The organism is Streptomyces thermospinosisporus (assembly GCF_039526425.1).
Taxonomy (GTDB): Bacteria; Actinomycetota; Actinomycetes; order Streptomycetales; family Streptomycetaceae; genus Streptomyces; species Streptomyces thermocarboxydovorans.
In genome coordinates this window covers 57,679-73,186 of the sequence record NZ_BAAAIZ010000001.1, presented here as the reverse complement: position 1 = coordinate 73,186, position 15,508 = coordinate 57,679, and the positions used below count along the sequence as shown (strand labels likewise).

At 71.3% G+C, this 15,508-nt stretch carries 13 protein-coding genes; 4 read left to right on the top strand and 9 right to left on the bottom strand.

Translation table 11 applies throughout. The features are described from left to right. Positions 1–184: 184 nt before the first annotated feature. From rbsD to ABD207_RS00285, 6 genes are all read right to left on the bottom strand, one after another. Positions 185–574, bottom strand: a complete 390-nt coding sequence (rbsD, locus tag ABD207_RS00310; protein WP_344008957.1) for a D-ribose pyranase — start codon at positions 572–574, stop codon at positions 185–187. Further along, entirely contained in the window at positions 571–1,476 is a 906-nt protein-coding gene (locus tag ABD207_RS00305; protein WP_344008955.1) for a ribokinase, read from the bottom strand. Before ABD207_RS00305 ends, rbsD begins: the two co-directional genes overlap by 4 nt. A 76-nt stretch (positions 1,477–1,552) precedes the next feature. Then, entirely contained in the window at positions 1,553–3,511 is a 1,959-nt protein-coding gene (locus ABD207_RS00300) for an ABC transporter permease/substrate-binding protein (RefSeq protein ID WP_344008953.1), read from the bottom strand. Next, positions 3,501–5,084 carry a sugar ABC transporter ATP-binding protein gene (locus ABD207_RS00295; protein ID WP_344008951.1) on the bottom strand — a complete coding sequence of 528 codons (1,584 nt, stop codon included), beginning with the start codon at positions 5,082–5,084 and terminating at the stop codon, positions 3,501–3,503. Before ABD207_RS00295 ends, ABD207_RS00300 begins: the two co-directional genes overlap by 11 nt. Then, positions 5,081–6,127, bottom strand: coding sequence for a LacI family DNA-binding transcriptional regulator (locus tag ABD207_RS00290; protein WP_344008949.1), 1,047 nt, complete (start codon positions 6,125–6,127; stop codon positions 5,081–5,083). The genes ABD207_RS00295 and ABD207_RS00290 overlap by 4 nt, the downstream gene beginning before the upstream one ends. A 211-nt stretch (positions 6,128–6,338) precedes the next feature. Further along, positions 6,339–6,821, bottom strand: a complete 483-nt coding sequence (locus ABD207_RS00285; RefSeq protein ID WP_344008947.1) for an ATP-binding protein — start codon at positions 6,819–6,821, stop codon at positions 6,339–6,341. Here ABD207_RS00285 and ABD207_RS00280 point away from each other — a divergent pair. Continuing rightward, complete coding sequence (locus ABD207_RS00280; RefSeq protein WP_344008945.1) at positions 6,712–7,065, top strand: Scr1 family TA system antitoxin-like transcriptional regulator; 354 nt, start codon at positions 6,712–6,714, stop codon at positions 7,063–7,065. The genes ABD207_RS00285 and ABD207_RS00280 overlap by 110 nt on opposite strands. Before the next feature lie 3 nt (positions 7,066–7,068). Then, a complete protein-coding gene (locus tag ABD207_RS00275) occupies positions 7,069–7,275 on the top strand; it encodes a DUF397 domain-containing protein (protein ID WP_344008943.1) in 207 nt (68 codons plus the stop codon). Positions 7,276–7,280: 5 nt separating this feature from the next. Here the strand turns inward: ABD207_RS00275 and ABD207_RS00270 are convergent, their stop codons facing one another. Then, on the bottom strand, positions 7,281–8,069 hold the full coding sequence (locus ABD207_RS00270; protein WP_344008941.1) for a tetratricopeptide repeat protein: 789 nt from the start codon (positions 8,067–8,069) through the stop codon (positions 7,281–7,283). Between the two features lie 142 nt (positions 8,070–8,211). On the opposite strand from ABD207_RS00270, the gene recD2 reads away from it, so the two are divergent. Continuing rightward, positions 8,212–10,497 (top strand): SF1B family DNA helicase RecD2, encoded by a 2,286-nt coding sequence (recD2, locus tag ABD207_RS00265; RefSeq protein ID WP_344008939.1) that lies wholly within the window; start codon positions 8,212–8,214, stop codon positions 10,495–10,497. A 219-nt stretch (positions 10,498–10,716) separates the two neighbouring features. Further along, positions 10,717–12,006, top strand: coding sequence for a citrate synthase (locus tag ABD207_RS00260; protein WP_344008937.1), 1,290 nt, complete (start codon positions 10,717–10,719; stop codon positions 12,004–12,006). 778 nt (positions 12,007–12,784) lie between these two features. Here the strand turns inward: ABD207_RS00260 and ABD207_RS00255 are convergent. Together ABD207_RS00255 and ABD207_RS00250 are read right to left on the bottom strand one after the other, a co-directional pair. Next, positions 12,785–15,046: a heavy metal translocating P-type ATPase gene (locus ABD207_RS00255; RefSeq protein ID WP_344008935.1), complete on the bottom strand. Its 2,262-nt coding sequence runs from the start codon at positions 15,044–15,046 to the stop codon at positions 12,785–12,787. A 191-nt stretch (positions 15,047–15,237) separates the two neighbouring features. Continuing rightward, the gene (locus tag ABD207_RS00250; protein WP_344008933.1) at positions 15,238–15,477 is read right to left on the bottom strand and encodes a heavy-metal-associated domain-containing protein; all 240 of its coding nucleotides are present in this window, start codon (positions 15,475–15,477) and stop codon (positions 15,238–15,240) included. Positions 15,478–15,508 lie beyond the last annotated feature (31 nt).

Genomic DNA, 15,508 nt, shown 5'->3' with positions numbered 1-15,508 from the left:
CCTCGAGGAGGAGCGCGCTTCCCGGTGGGGAGGCCGGGAACGTGACCGCCCGGCCTCCCGGTGTGGGGCCGGGCGGCCGGGCCCGGCTCACAAGAACACGCGGGAGCGTCAGAAGAACGCGCCGTAGCGCGTCAGAGGAACACGTCTGAACGCGTCAGAAGAACACCCCCGCAGCGTGGACGCGTCAGAAGAACACCCCGCAGCGCAGCAGCACATTCGCGTACGGCCGTGCCTCGCCGGTGCGCACCACGAGCCGCGCACCCGCGGTCAGCTCCTTGAGGCGCTCGTGCGGGACGAGAGTGAGAGCGGGGAAATGGTCCGCCAGCAGCCCGGCCGCCTCCGGATTGGCCTCCCGCACCTCGCTCGCCGCCGTCGCCCCTTCGACGACCAGCTCGGCGAGCAGCCCGTGCAGCACCTCGGCGAACGACGGCACACCGGCCCGGAACGCCAGGTCCACCACGCGCGGACCGCCGGGAATCGGCATCCCCGCGTCGCACACCAGCACCCCGTCGCCGTGCCCGAGTTCCGCGAGGGCGCCCGCGAGATGCCGGTTGAGGATCCCGTGCTTCTTCACAGGGCCGCGACCTCCGCCGCCGTCGGGAAGGAGACCTGCGCCCCCTGCTTGGTGACCGTCGCCGCGCCCACCCGGGCCGCGTAGGCGGCGGCCCTGTCGAGCGGCTCGCCGGAGCCGAGCCGCCAGGCCAGCGCCGCGGTGAACGCGTCGCCCGCACCGGTGGTGTCCACCGCCTTCACCTCGACGGACGGGATGCGTGTGATGCCGTCCGAGGAGGCCACCAGCGCGCCCTCGCCGCCCAGGGTCACCACCACCGAGCGCGGGCCCTTCGCCAGCAGCAGCCGCGCCCAGTCCTCCGGCTGGTCGCTCACCCCGGCGCTGTCGCCGAGGACCACCTTCGCCTCGTGCTCGTTGACGATCAGCGGGTCGCAGGCCGCCAGCACCTCGGAGGGCAGCGGCCTGGGCGGCGACGGGTTGAGGACGAACCGGCTGCCCGGCGGCAGGTTCCGCACCACCTCCACCACCGTCTCCAGCGGGATCTCCAGCTGCGTGGACACCACCCGCGAGGCGTGGAAGAGGGACACGGCCGCCCGCACGTCCGACGGCGTCAGCCGCGCGTTGGCGCCCGGGGAGACGACGATGCTGTTGTCCCCCGACGGGTCCACCGTGATCAGCGCGACCCCGGTCGGCGCGCCGCCCACCAGCACACCCACCGTGTCGGCCCCGGCCTTGCGCAGCGAGTCCAGCAGCAGCCGGCCGTGCTCGTCGTCGCCCACCCGCGCCAGCAGCGCGGTGCGGGCGCCCAGCCGGGCGGCGGCCACCGCCTGGTTGGCTCCCTTGCCGCCCGGGTGGACGGCCAGGTCGGAGCCGAGCACCGTCTCCCCGGCACCCGGCCGGCGGTCCACCCCGATCACCAGGTCGGCGTTGGCCGAACCGACGACCAGGAGGTCGTAGTCGTTCATCGATCGCTCCCCGATCCGCGTGCGGCGGGCGGCCGGTGCGACCGGCCGCCCGCCTCGATGGCCCCTCGGCCCGGTGTCAGCCCTCGAACCCGGCCACGTTCTCCTTCGTGACCACCTTCACCGGGACCTTCACCATCTTCTCCACCTTCTTGTCCTCGGCGGCCCGCAATGCGTTGCGCACAGCGATCCTGCCGAGTTCCGTCGGCTGCTGCGCGACCGAGGCGTACAGCGTGCCCGCCTCGACCGCCTTCAGCCCGTCCGGCGTGCCGTCGAAGCCGACGACGTGCACCGACTTGCCGGCCCTGGAGCCCAGCGCCTTGATCGCGCCGAGCGCCATCTCGTCGTTCTCGGCGAACACGCCGTCGATGTCCGGGTGCGCCTGGAGCAGGTTGGTCATCACGTCCAGGCCCTTGGTGCGGTCGAAGTCCGCGGGCTGCTTGGCGACGACCTTGATGCCCGGGTAGTCCTTCAGGCCCTCGGCGAAGCCCGCGCCGCGCTCGCGGCTGGCGGAGGTGCCGGGCTGGCCCTGCAGGATCACGATGGTGCCCTTGCCGCCGAGCTTCTCGGCGAGCGCCCTGGCGCCGAGCGCACCGCCCGCCACGTTGTCGGAGGCGACCAGCGCGGAGGTGTCCGCCTTGTTGACGGTGCGGTCCACGGCGATCACCGGGATGCCCGCCTTGTTGGCGCCGCGCACCGCCGGCCCGGCCGCGTCGGAGTCCACCGGGTTGACGACGACCGCGGAGAGCGAGCCGCTGGTGAAGTTCTGCAGCTGGTTGGCCTGCTGAGAGGCGTCGTTCTGCGCGTCGGTGACGGTGAGGTCGACGCCCAGCTTCCTGGCCTCCTTCTCGGCGCCGTCCCGGATCTGTACGAAGAACGGGTTGTTGAGGGTCGACAGGGACAGGCCGATCTTCGGCTTGGCGGCCCCGGACGAGCCGTTGTGCAGCAGCGAGGTGGCGCCGACCACCGCGACGGCGACCACGGCCGCGATCACGTACGTCAGTGCCTGCTTGCCCTTGTTCCCGCCGGCGGGGGCGCCGGCCGCGGGGGCGGTCGTGCCCGCCTTGCGGCGCAGCGTGTCGAACAGCACCGCCAGCGCGATGACCACACCGATGACGACCTGCTGCCAGAACGCCGACACCGACAGCAGGTTGAGGCCGTTGCGCAGCACCGCGAGGATCAGCGCGCCGACCAGGGTGCCGGACGCCCTGCCGGTGCCGCCCGCCAGGGAGGCGCCGCCGATGACGACCGCGGCGATCGCGTCCAGCTCGTAGCCCTGCGCGGCCTGCGGCTGCGCGGAGGACAGCCGGGCGGCGAGCACGATGCCCGCGGCGGCGGCGAACAGGCCGGAGAAGGCGTAGATGGCGAGCTTCTGCTTCTTCACCCGCAGTCCGGACAGCCGCGCGGCCTCCTCGTTGCCGCCGATGGCGTACATCGACCGGCCGATGTACGTCCGCCCCAGCACGAAGGCGGTCAGCAGGCCCATCACCACCATCACCAGCACCGGCACCGGCAGCCAGCCGCCGAGCGTGTCGCCCAGGTGGGAGACCGAGTCGGGGAAGGCGATGGGCGAGCCCTGCGAGATCACCAGCGACAGGCCGCGCGCCACCGACAGCATCGCCAGCGTGGCGATGAACGGCGGGAGTTTGCCGTAGGAGATGAGGAAGCCGTTGACCAGACCGCAGGCGATGCCCGTCGCCACGGCGAGGACGACCGCGAGCACCACCGGCAGCCCGGCCTCGGTCGCGCTCCACGCCAGTACGGTCGCGGACAGCGCGGCGACCGAGCCGACCGACAGGTCGATGCCCGCCGAGACGATGACGAAGGTGACGCCGAAGGCGAGGATCGCGGTCACCGCGGCCTGCACGCCGACGTTGAGGAGGTTGTCGGCGGTCAGGAAGTCGCCGGACAGCGCCGACATGGCGATCACCAGGACCACCAGCGCGGTCAGCGCGCCGTTGTCGAGGAGCAGTCGGCGCAGGCCGGCCGTGGCACCGGCCTGCGCGCCCGGCTTGCTCTTGAGCGTGTCAGTGGCCACCGGAGGCCTCCGTTCCGTTGCTGGGGGAGCTGGGGGAGCTGGGGAAGTCGGGGGAGCTGGGCGAGTCGGGTGAGCCGGTGGAGGTGCCGACGGCGAGGGCCATCACCGCGTCCTGAGTGGCCTCGGCGGTGTCCAGTTCGCCCGCGAGCCGGCCCTGCGCCATGACCAGGACCCGGTCGCTCATGCCGAGCACCTCGGGCAGGTCGCTGGAGATCATGAGCACCGCGGCGCCGGCCGCCGTCAGCTCGTTGATCAGCTGGTAGATCTCGACCTTGGCGCCGACGTCGATGCCGCGCGTCGGCTCGTCGAGGATGAGTACCTTGGTGTTGGCCAGCAGCCATTTGCCGATGACGACCTTCTGCTGGTTGCCGCCGGACAGGGTGCGCACATGCTGTCCGAGGCCGGCCATCCGCACGCCGAGCTGCCGGGCGATCCGCTCCGCCGCCTCGTACTGCCCCTTGAGGTCGACCAGGCCCGCGCGGGAGGCGGACCGCAGGGTGACCAGGCCCAGGTTCTCCGCCACGGAGGCGTCCAGGACCAGCCCCTGGCCCTTGCGGTCCTCGGGCACCAGACCGACTCCGGCCTCCAGGGCGGCGTTCACGTCGTGGCGGCGCAGCCGCACCCCGCCAACGTGCACGGCCCCGGAGTCGTACGGATCGGCCCCGAACACCGCCCGGGCCACCTCGGTCCGCCCCGCACCGACCAGCCCCGCGATCCCGACGACCTCACCGGCCCGCACCTCGAAGCTGACGTCGTGGAACACCCCGTCCCGGGTCAGGCCCTCCACCTTGAGCAGAGCGTCCCCGGCCTCGGCGCGCTCGCGCGGGTACTGCTGCTCGATGGACCGCCCCACCATCAGCCGCACCAGCTCGTCCTCGGGCGTCGAGGCCGGCACCTGCCCGACGCTGCGCCCGTCCCGGAGCACGGTGACCCGGTCGCCCAGCGCGGCGATCTCCTCCAGATGGTGGGTGATGAAGACGATGCCCACCCCGTCCTCGCGCAGCCGCCGCACGATCGAGAACAGCCTCTCGACCTCCTCCGAGGTCAGCACGGCGGTCGGCTCGTCCATGATCAGGACCCGGGCCTCGAGGCTGAGCGCCTTGGCGATCTCCACCATCTGGAGCCGGGCGATGCCGAGTTCACGCACCCGCGCCCGGGGCGAGACGTCCACCCCGACGCGCTTGAGCAGCACCTCGGCGTCCGCGTCCATCCGCCTGCGGTCGATCATCCCGAAGCGGCGCGGCTGCCGCCCCAGGAAGATGTTCTCCGCGACCGTCAGATCGGGGACGAGGTTGAACTCCTGGTAGATGGTGGCGATCCCGAGCCGCTCGGAGTCCTGCGCATTCTGGATGCGCACCTCCTCGCCGCCCACCACGATCCGGCCGGCGTCGGGGGTGTGGGCGCCGGAGAGCATCTTGATCAGCGTGCTCTTGCCGGCGCCGTTCTCACCGAGCAGCACATGCACCTCGCCGCGGCGCAGATCGAAGTCCACGCCGTCGAGCGCGACCACGCCGGGGAAGGTCTTGCGGATGCCCTCGATGCGCAGCAACTCGTCAGGACTGCGGCTGCTCACGGCGTACTCCTTCGTACGGGGGAGGGGGGACGATCGATTCCGTGCCCGCTGCCGGGCTCACCGCACGAGCGGCGCACGACGAGCCGGGCGGGCAGGGTGACGGAGGAGCCGGGCCTCCCCTCGATCCGGTCGACCAGGGCGCGCACGGCGGCCCGCCCCAGCTCCCGGGTCGGCTGGGCGATGGCGGTGACCGGCGGATCGGTGTGCACGAACCAGGGGATGTCGTCGAACGCGGCGAGCCCGATGTCGTCCGGCACCCGCAGCCCACGCGCGCGGATCGCGTCCAGCGCACCGAGCGCCATCAAGTTGTCCGCGGCGAACACGACTTCGGGCGGCTCGGCCAGCTCCAGAAATCCCTCGGTGACCCGTCGCCCGCTCTCCGCCTGGAAATCTCCCTGGCCGATATAGGCATCGGGCAGCGGCAGCCCGTACTCGCCGAGCGCCTCACGGAAGGCCTCCACCCGCTCCCGGCCGGTCGTGGTGGCCGCAGGACCGGCGATGATCGCCAGCCGCCGATGCCCCAGCCCGTGCAGATGCGCCACCAGGTCCCGCACGGCGGCCCGCCCGTCCGACCGGACCACGGGCACGTCCACGCCAGGGATCCACCGGTCCACGAACACCATCGGCGTCCCCGCCCGCGCGGCCGCCAGCATGCCGGGCGACCCGTCGTCGGTGGGGGAGACCAGCAGCCCGTCGATACGGCGGTCCAGCAGCGTGGTGACGTGGTGGTCCTGGAGGTCGGGCCGCTCGTCCGCGTTGCCGATGATCACGCTGTAGCCGAGGGTGCGGGCCTCCTCCTCCACGGAGCGGGCCAGCTCGGTGAAGTACGGGTTCAGCACGTCGCTGATGACCAGCCCGAGGGTGCGGGTCTGATCGGTGCGCAGCGACCGGGCCACGGCGTTCGGCCGGTACCCCAGCGCTTCGACGGCGGCCGTCACCCGGCGGCGCGCGTCCTCGCTCACCGACGGATGCCCGTTGAGCACCCGCGACACCGTGGCGACGGACAGGCCCGCCTCGGCGGCGACGTCCTTGATGCCCGCCATGCCCGACCCACCTCCTCGTGGAATCGATTACACGGAGGATTGGAAACGATTACACGGGCGAAGGGCAAGAGGTCGTCCGACGGACGCAACCGAATCGTGATGTGGCCGGGGGCGAACCGGAGCCGAAGTGAGCCGCTCTCGGTTGTGGCCCTTCCGGATCAGTCCCAGACGCGCCCTATGCCTTGTCGCCTGTGCGGGGAGGGCCGATGCCCTATGCCGCACCCACCTCGCACCACACGAACTTCCCCCGGCTGCCCTCTCGCGCCAGCGGCTGCCACCCCCACACATCGGCACAGGCCCGCCCCAGGGCGAGGCCCCCTCCGTCCTCGCGCTCCAGCAGGGGCGTGAACGGCTGCGGGGGCTCCGGCGGAGAGGGGTCCGCGTCCCACGCCCCGATCCGCAGCGTCCCCGGTGGCGACCAGCGCACACGGAGAGCGGCGGGGCCTTTCGTGTGCCGTACGGCGTTGGCCACCAGCTCCGCCGCGCGCAGCTCGGCGACATCGACGAGGCGGATCAGTCCGTGCACGGTGAGGATCAGCCGCAGGGTGCGCCGGCTGACGGTGACGGCGCGGAGGTCGTTGGGGATGTGGAGGGAGTACTCCCACGAGGCCGCTCTTCGGATCTTGGTCAGTGACCGGGCTACGGCCCGAGCGCAGCTCGAGCACCTTCTCGAGCAGGCTGCGTCGGTGCACATCAGCATCCGGGTCATCCCCTTCGAGAGGGAGGGCTTTGCGGGTGCCGCGAGCGCCATGACATACGCGGACGGTCCCGTTCAGAAGCTGGACACCGTGGTACGAGATGGCCCGCACGGTGCCTCATTCATCGACGCCGAGGCTCAACTCGGTTCATACCGTGAGCCTTTCCGTAGAGTGAAGGCTACGTCGCTGGACCCGCAGCGGTCACGCGACTTCATCCACAGGCTGACGAAGGAGCTGTGAGGCATGGGCACCCCCGACATCTGGCGGAAGTCGTCCTACTCCGGCCCTGGCGACGGCGACTCCTGCGTGGAGGTGGCGCGGAGACGGGCCGGCATAGCGATACGGGACTCCAAGGTGCCGCACGGAGCCACCCTCACGTTCCCTACGGCGGCCTTCGCCACCTTCGTCGCAGGCCTGAAGGAGTCAACTCACCTGACGAACGCAGCCTGACGGGCTCACGAACCGGCCCCGTCCATGCGCTCCAGCAACTCACGTGCCTCCACGCTGCGGCGGTGCTCCGGGCCGAAGGAACTCACGCACAACTCCTGAGCGGCTGTGGCCAGCTGACGAGCCTCGTCCGTGCGCTGCAACCCGAACAAGGCGTTGGCGGAGGCCAGTTCGACGGCGCCCTGGTCCGGATGGCGCTCGGCTTCGGGCAGGGCGCGGTACAGCTCCTCGGCGCCCCGCGCCTCACCGAGCGCCTCCTCGTGGCGCGCCTGGCCGTTGAGAGCACGGGCCAGGCCGAGTCGTAGCACCAGGGACATCCTGTCCCGCACGGTGTGGGAGGCCAGTGCCTCGCGGGCGACTGTCTCGGCCTCCTGATGGCGCCCCTGCGCATTGAGGGCGAAGACCAGCCCGTTGCGGGCGGCAGCCGCCAGGCGGGCCATCTCGGGGCCGGCGCCGCGGGCCGCGGTCGCGGCGACAGTCGTGCATTCCGCCTCGCACTCCGTGTGCCGGCCCAGCGCCGTCAGCTGCTGCGCACGATCTGAGCGCAGCTTCAGGGTCAGCCAGTGACCGGCACCGAATATCCGGCTGAAGACGACCAGCGCCTCGTCGTACGTGGCCACGGCCTCGGCACTGTGCCCCTGCGCGCCCGCCGCCAGCGCGGCGATGTTCAGCGCCATGGCGCCGTACTGATCGTCCCGCGGCCGGGACCGGGCGGCGGCGAGGGCGGCCGCCTCGGCCTCGGCGTAACGCCCCGCGTCGTACAGCGCTTTGGCCTCGTCCACAGGCGTCCCCGTCATGCGTTCCGCATTGCCCCGGCCACGCCGGCGGAAGATATTCATGATCGGAGCATACGGATGTCCTGCGCACAGGACGTCTGGTTCCCGCCCTCTGCTGAACCGGCGGAGCCACCTGTCACACCCCGCCGGTACCTTCGACTCCATGTCCACCCATCCCTCCGCAGCCGCCGGCGAACGCCGGCTCGCCGTGCTCGAAGGTGTGCTGGAGCGCATCACCTACGCCAACGAGGAGAACGGCTACACGGTCGCCCGGGTCGACACCGGGCGCGGGTCCGGCGATCTGCTGACCGTCGTCGGCGCGCTGCTCGGTGCGCAGGTCGGGGAGTCGCTGCGGATGGAGGGGCGCTGGGGGTCGCACCCGCAGTACGGCAAGCAGTTCCACGTGGAGAACTACACGACGGTGCTGCCGGCCACCGTCCAGGGCATCCGCCGCTACCTCGGCTCCGGCCTGGTCAAGGGCATCGGCCCGGTCTTCGCCGACCGCATCACCCAGCACTTCGGGCTGGACACCCTGCGGATCATCGAGGAGGAGCCGGAACGGCTGATCGAGGTGCCGGGGCTCGGGCCCAAGCGGACGAAGAAGATCGCCGACGCCTGGGAGGAGCAGAAGGCCATCAAGGAGGTCATGCTCTTCCTGCAGACCGTGGACGTGTCCACCTCCATCGCCGTGCGGATCTACAAGAAGTACGGGGACGCCTCGATCTCCGTGGTGAAGAACCAGCCCTACCGGCTCGCCGCCGACGTCTGGGGCATCGGCTTCCTCACCGCCGACAAGATCGCCCAGTCCGTCGGCATCCCGCACGACAGCCCGGAGAGGGTCAAAGCGGGCCTGCAGTACGCGCTGTCGCAGTCCGCCGACCAGGGGCACTGCTATCTGCCGGAGGAGAAGCTGATCGCCGACGCGGTCAAGCTGCTCCAGGTCGACACCGGGCTGGTCATCGAGTGTCTCGGCGAGCTGGCCGCCGAGCCCGGGGACGGGGAGGGCCCGGGTGTGGTGCGGGAGAAGGTGCCGGGGCCGGACGGAGGGGAGCCCGTCACCGCGATCTATCTGGTGCCGTTCCACCGGGCCGAGATGTCGCTCGCCGGGCAGGTGCTGCGCCTGATGCGGACGGACGAGGACCGCATGCCGGCGTTCCAGAACGTCGCCTGGGACAGGGCGCTGGCCTGGCTCAAGGGCCGTACCGGCGCCGAACTGGCCCCGGAGCAGGAGGCCGCCGTCAAGCTGGCCCTGACCGAGAAGGTCGCCGTCCTCACCGGCGGCCCGGGCTGCGGCAAGTCCTTCACCGTGCGGTCGGTGGTGGAGCTTGCCCGCGCCAAGAAGGCCAAGGTGGTGCTCGCCGCGCCGACCGGCCGTGCCGCCAAGCGGCTCGCCGAGCTGACCGGCGCCGAGGCCTCCACCGTGCACCGCCTGCTGGAGCTGAAACCCGGGGGCGACGCCGCCTACGACCGGGACCGCCCGCTGGACGCCGACCTGGTGGTCGTGGACGAGGCGTCGATGCTGGACCTGCTGCTCGCCAACAAGCTGGTCAAGGCGGTGCCGCCGGGTGCGCATCTGCTGTTCGTGGGCGATGTCGACCAGCTCCCCAGCGTCGGCGCGGGGGAGGTGCTGCGGGATCTGCTCGCCGAGAACAGCCCCGTTCCCGCGGTCCGTCTCACCCGGGTGTTCCGCCAGGCCCAGCAATCCGGCGTGGTCACCAACGCGCACCGCATCAACGCCGGGAAGCACCCGGTCACCGAGGGCCTGAAGGACTTCTTCCTCTTCGTCGAGGAGGACACCGAGGAGGCGGGCCGGCTGACGGTGGACGTCGCCGCCCGGCGCATCCCCGCGAAGTTCGGGCTCGACCCGCGCCGCGACGTCCAGGTGCTCGCGCCCATGCACCGGGGGCCGGCCGGCGCCGGGACGCTCAACGGCCTGCTCCAGCAGGCCATCACACCGGGGCGCCCCGACCTGCCCGAGAAGCGCTTCGGCGGCCGGGTCTTCCGGGTCGGCGACAAGGTCACCCAGATTCGCAACAATTACGACAAGGGCAAGAACGGGGTCTTCAACGGCACCGTGGGTGTGGTCACCTCACTCGACCCGGTGGACCAGCGTCTGACGGTGCTCACGGACGAGGACGAGGAGGTGCCGTACGAGTTCGACGAACTCGACGAGCTGGCGCACGCCTACGCGGTGACCATCCACCGCTCCCAGGGCAGCGAGTACCCGGCCGTGGTCATCCCGGTGACCACCGGGGCGTGGATGATGCTGCAGCGTAATCTGCTGTACACGGCTGTCACGCGGGCCAAGCGCCTGGTCGTCCTCGTCGGCTCCCGCAAGGCGATCGGCCAGGCGGTGCGCACGGTCTCGGCGGGCCGGCGCTGCACAGCGCTCGATTTCCGCCTCTCCGGTTCCGGTTCCGCCTCTCCGGGGCTCGTCCCCGGGCTGTGAGGGCCGCGACACAGAAAAATGATCGATCAAACGAGTCGCGAAGGTCACAGAGCACTTCCGGATGCGGATCACAAGGGGCAGGATGGGCAAGTTGGCGGCACTCAGTGCCGTCGATAGGCCCGATGGTCGACCCCGAGTGCACTCTCCTGAGCCGAGTGGGGGATGGTAGAGACAGTCAGGGCACCTCGAAGATGAGGCACTACGTCGGTGAGGGAAGACGTGAGCGACAACTCTGTAGTACTGCGGTACGGCGACGGTGAGTACACCTACCCGGTGGTCGACAGCACCGTCGGCGACAAGGGCTTCGACATCGGGAAGCTCCGAGCCCAGACCGGTCTGGTGACGCTGGACAGCGGCTACGGCAACACCGCCGCCTATAAATCCGCCATCACCTACCTCGACGGTGAGGCGGGCATCCTCCGTTACCGCGGCTACCCGATCGAGCAGCTGGCCGAGCGCTCCACCTTCCTGGAGGTCGCCTACCTGCTGATCAACGGCGAGCTGCCGACCGTCGACCAGCTCTCGGCGTTCAAGAACGAGATCACGCAGCACACCCTGCTGCACGAGGACGTCAAGAACTTCTACAAGGGCTTCCCGCGCGACGCCCACCCGATGGCCATGCTGTCGTCGGTGGTCTCCGCGCTGTCCACCTTCTACCAGGACAGCCACAACCCGTTCGACGAGACCCAGCGTCACCTCTCGACGATCCGGCTGCTCGCCAAGCTCCCGACGATCGCCGCCTACGCGTACAAGAAGTCGATCGGCCACCCGTTCGTCTACCCGCGCAACGACCTCGGCTACGTCGAGAACTTCCTGCGCATGACGTTCTCGGTCCCCGCCCAGGAGTACGAGCTCGACCCGATCGTGGTCTCCGCGCTCGACAAACTGCTCATCCTGCACGCGGACCACGAGCAGAACTGCTCGACCTCCACGGTCCGCCTGGTCGGCTCCTCGCAGGCGAACATGTTCGCCTCCATCTCCGCCGGCATCAACGCCCTGTGGGGCCCGCTGCACGGCGGCGCCAACCAGTCGGTGCTGGAGATGCTGGAGGGCATCCGCGACAGCGGCGGCGACGTCGACGCCTTCATCCGCAAGGTGAAGAACAAGGAGGACGGCGTCCGCCTGATGGGCTTCGGCCACCGGGTCTACAAGAACTTCGACCCGCGCGCCAAGATCATCAAGGCCGCCGCGCACGACGTGCTGTCCGCCCTCGGCAAGTCCGACGAGCTGCTGGACATCGCGCTGAAGCTGGAGGAGCACGCGCTCTCCGACGACTACTTCGTCTCGCGCAGCCTCTACCCGAACGTCGACTTCTACACCGGCCTGATCTACCGGGCCATGGGCTTCCCGACCGAGATGTTCACGGTCCTGTTCGCCCTCGGCCGCCTGCCGGGCTGGATCGCCCAGTGGCACGAGATGATCAAGGAGCCGGGCTCCCGCATCGGCCGCCCGCGCCAGATCTACACCGGCGTGGTGCTGCGGGACTTCGTCCCGGTCGAGGAGCGCTGACACCGGCCGAGAGGCCGGCACCTCCTGGCAGAGGAGGCCGGCACCTCCTGGCAGAGGAGGCTGTGCGCACCTCCCGCCGAGAAGGCTGGCGCACCTCCCGTCGAGGAGGCTGGCGCACCTCCCGTCGAGGAGGCCGTGCGCCCGGGGCGTGAACGCTGAAGGGGCGCGGGCGACCGCGGGCCGCCGTGAGGCAGGCCGCGCGGCTGCCCGCGCCCCTTTCTGTGCCAGGCCACAGTGTGTGCCGTCGAGGCGGGCGACGGCCTCACAGACCCCGGACCCGGAACCCGGGGGAGAACCCGGGAGATCCTGGGAGAGAGAAGAAGGCGCCCCGATCGCCAGTCCCCCCACGGGCCGACGACCAGGGCGCCTTCCCGTGTCCCGGTGCGGATTCCCCCCACGGGATCCGGCCGGGCGTCTGTGAGGACAGCGCCTGAATCGCTGCGGTCTGCCGGGACAGCACACGGTCGGGAGGGCCGCTCAAAGCTCCCCGGTGTGTACGTGCCCCGGCAACGCAATCTCTGGGAAAGTCCCCCAAGACAATCCCAGATGTCAGGAAGCGCCCCCCAAGACGCTGCCTGACATCGCCAACTTAGACCTTCGAACCCCTTCGATGGTTACGTTCACATCACTGTGATCTGCGTCTCTTGCATCAACCCGCTTAATACGCAAGAGACCGCATACCGCTGGCGGGACTCAAGCGTAAGGATGATGCGCGAGCCTTGTGAAGAGCTTATGTGAGTGTCCTACCGGACTCCAGGGTTACTCATCAGTTGAGTCCTCAATGAAATGCGCGGAGGCGGAGGCTGTTCGTCACCACGAACACCGACGAGAACGCCATCGCCGCCCCGGCGATCATCGGATTCAGCATTCCGGCCGCCGCGAGCGGCAGCGCGGCCACGTTGTAACCGAACGCCCACACCAGGTTGCCCTTGATCGTGGCGAGTGTCCTGCGGGAGAGCCGGATCGCGTCCGCCGCCACCCGCAGATCCCCGCGCACCAGCGTCAGATCGCCCGCCTCGATGGCCGCGTCGGTGCCGGTGCCCATGGCCAGACCCAGATCGGCGGTGGCGAGCGCGGCCGCGTCGTTGACGCCGTCGCCGACCATGGCGACCGTACGGCCCTCGGCCTGGAGCCGGCGCACGGCCGCGACCTTGTCCTCGGGCAGCACCTCGGCGATCACCTCGTCGATGCCCGTCTCGCGGGCCACCGCCTCGGCGACCGTCCGGTTGTCGCCGGTCAGCAGCACCGGGGTCAGGCCCAGGGCGCGCAGCTCGCGCACCGCCTCGGCGCTGGTCTCCTTGACCGCGTCCGCCACGGCCAGCACGCCGCGCGCCGCGCCGTCCCAGGTGACGACCACGGCCGTACGGCCCTGCCGCTCGGCCCGCTCGCGGGCACCGGCCAGCTCCGGCGGCAGCGGGGCGCCGCCCTGCGCGCCGCCGGCGTCGTGGAACCGCCCCACGGTCACCTCACGGCCGTCCACCCGGCCGCGCACGCCCCGGCCGGGGACGTTCTCGAAGTGCTCGACGGGCGGCAGTGCGCCCAGGCGCTCCTCGGCGCCCGCGGCGATCGCCCGTGCCACGGGATGCTCGGAGGCGTGCTCCAGGGCGCCCGCGAGGCGCAGCACCTCGTTCTCCTCGGTGCCCTCGGCGGCGTGCACGGCCTGGAGCGTCATCCGGCCGGTGGTGACCGTGCCGGTCTTGTCCAGCACCACCGTGTCGACCCGGCGCGTGGACTCCAGCACCTCCGGGCCCTTGATCAGGATGCCGAGCTGGGCGCCGCGGCCGGTGCCGACCATCAGCGCGGTCGGGGTGGCGAGCCCGAGGGCGCACGGGCAGGCGATGATCAGCACGGCGACGGCCGCGGTGAAGGCGGCCACGGTGTCGCCGGTGGAGCCGAGCCACAGCCCGAAGGTGCCGGCCGCGATCAGCAGCACCACGGGCACGAAGACGCCGGAGATCCGGTCGGCCAGCCGCTGCACCTCGGCCTTGCCGTTCTGCGCCTCCTCGACCAGCCGCGCCATCCGCGCGAGCTGGGTGTCGGCGCCGACCCGGGTGGCCTCGACGACCAGCCGGCCGCCCGCGTTGACCGTGGCGCCGGTGACGGTGTCGCCCACGGTGACGTCCACCGGGACCGACTCGCCGGTCAGCATGGACGCATCCACGGCCGAGGTCCCCTCGACCACCGTGCCGTCCGTGGCGATCTTCTCGCCGGGCCGGACCACGAACCGGTCGCCCACGGCCAGCCGCTGCGCAGGTATCCGCACCTCGCGTCCGTCGCGCAGCACCGCCACGTCCTTGGCGCCCAGCTCCATCAGGGCCCGCAGGGCGGCTCCCGCGCGGCGCTTGGAGCGGGCCTCCAGATAGCGGCCGAGCAGGATGAACGCGGTGACCCCGGCGGCGACCTCCAGATAGATCGTGGAGGCGCCGTCGGTGCGCGAGACGGTCAGCTCGAAGGGGTGGCGCATGCCGGGCGTGCCCGCGTCGCCGAGGAACAGCGCCCACAGCGACCAGCCGAACGCCGCCAGCGTGCCCACCGAGACCAGCGTGTCCATGGTGGCCGCGCCGTGCCGGAGGTTGGTCCAGGCGGCCCGGTGGAAGGGCAGCCCGCCCCAGACCACCACGGGCGAGGCCAGGGCGAGCGAGAGCCACTGCCAGTTGTCGAACTGCAGGGGCGAGACCATCGCCAGCAGGACGACGGGAAGGGCGAGCACCGCCGAGACCAGCAGGCGCCGGCGCAGGGCGGTCAGCTCCGGATCCTCGTCCGGGGCCTGCTGTTCCTCCTCCCGCGGGGGCGCCGGGAGTTCGGCGGTGTAGCCGGTCTTCACCACGGTGGCGATCAGGTCGTCGACCGCAAGGTCCGCCGGGTAGGTGATCCGGGCCTTCTCCGTCGCGTAGTTGACCGTGGCGGAGACGCCGTCCATCCGGTTGAGCTTCTTCTCGATGCGGGCCGCGCACGCGGCGCAGGTCATCCCGCCGATGAGCAGCTCGACCTCGGACGTCGCGGGGCGGACGTCCTCGGGGGCGGCGGTGGTGGTGGTCATGTCCTGGACTCCGGTGCGAGGTGAACGCCGGGGCGGGGGGTGCCGGTGGGCCGGCGTGCGGCGCCAGTGCACCGATCGGCTGCGGTGCGCTGATCGGCTGCGGTGCACTGACTGGCTGCGGTGCGCTGATCGGCTGCGGTGCGTGGCTGCCGGCCGGCTCGGCCGGGCTTGGCCGGGCTCGGCCGGGCTGCTCAGGCCCTGCCGACCAGCTCGTAACCGGCCTCGTCGACCGCCGCGCGCACCGCCTCGTCGTCGAGCGGGGCCGCGGAGACGACGGTGACCTCGCCGGTGGCGGCGGTGGCCGTGACCGAGCTGACGCCGGCGATCTCCGAGATCTCACTGGAGACCGCGCCCTCGCAGTGTCCGCAGCTCATCCCGCTCACCTTGTAGACGGTGGTGACGGTTCCCTGGGTGTCGGTCTGGGTGGTCATGTCGTTACTCCTCGTCGAGGCGTGTGGGGTC

Coding starts and splice junctions, on each gene's coding strand:
- ABD207_RS00305 (WP_344008955.1), bottom strand. CDS start 1,476: ATGAACGACTACGACCTCCTGGTCGTCGGTTCGGCCAACGCCGACCTG.
- ABD207_RS00270 (WP_344008941.1), bottom strand. CDS start 8,069: ATGACGGGGACGCCTGTGGACGAGGCCAAAGCGCTGTACGACGCGGGG.
- ABD207_RS00280 (WP_344008945.1), top strand. CDS start 6,712: ATGTGGAGGGAGTACTCCCACGAGGCCGCTCTTCGGATCTTGGTCAGT.
- ABD207_RS00290 (WP_344008949.1), bottom strand. CDS start 6,127: ATGGCGGGCATCAAGGACGTCGCCGCCGAGGCGGGCCTGTCCGTCGCC.
- ABD207_RS00255 (WP_344008935.1), bottom strand. CDS start 15,046: ATGACCACCACCACCGCCGCCCCCGAGGACGTCCGCCCCGCGACGTCC.
- ABD207_RS00275 (WP_344008943.1), top strand. CDS start 7,069: ATGGGCACCCCCGACATCTGGCGGAAGTCGTCCTACTCCGGCCCTGGC.
- ABD207_RS00285 (WP_344008947.1), bottom strand. CDS start 6,821: ATGTGCACCGACGCAGCCTGCTCGAGAAGGTGCTCGAGCTGCGCTCGG.
- recD2 (WP_344008939.1), top strand. CDS start 8,212: ATGTCCACCCATCCCTCCGCAGCCGCCGGCGAACGCCGGCTCGCCGTG.
- ABD207_RS00250 (WP_344008933.1), bottom strand. CDS start 15,477: ATGACCACCCAGACCGACACCCAGGGAACCGTCACCACCGTCTACAAG.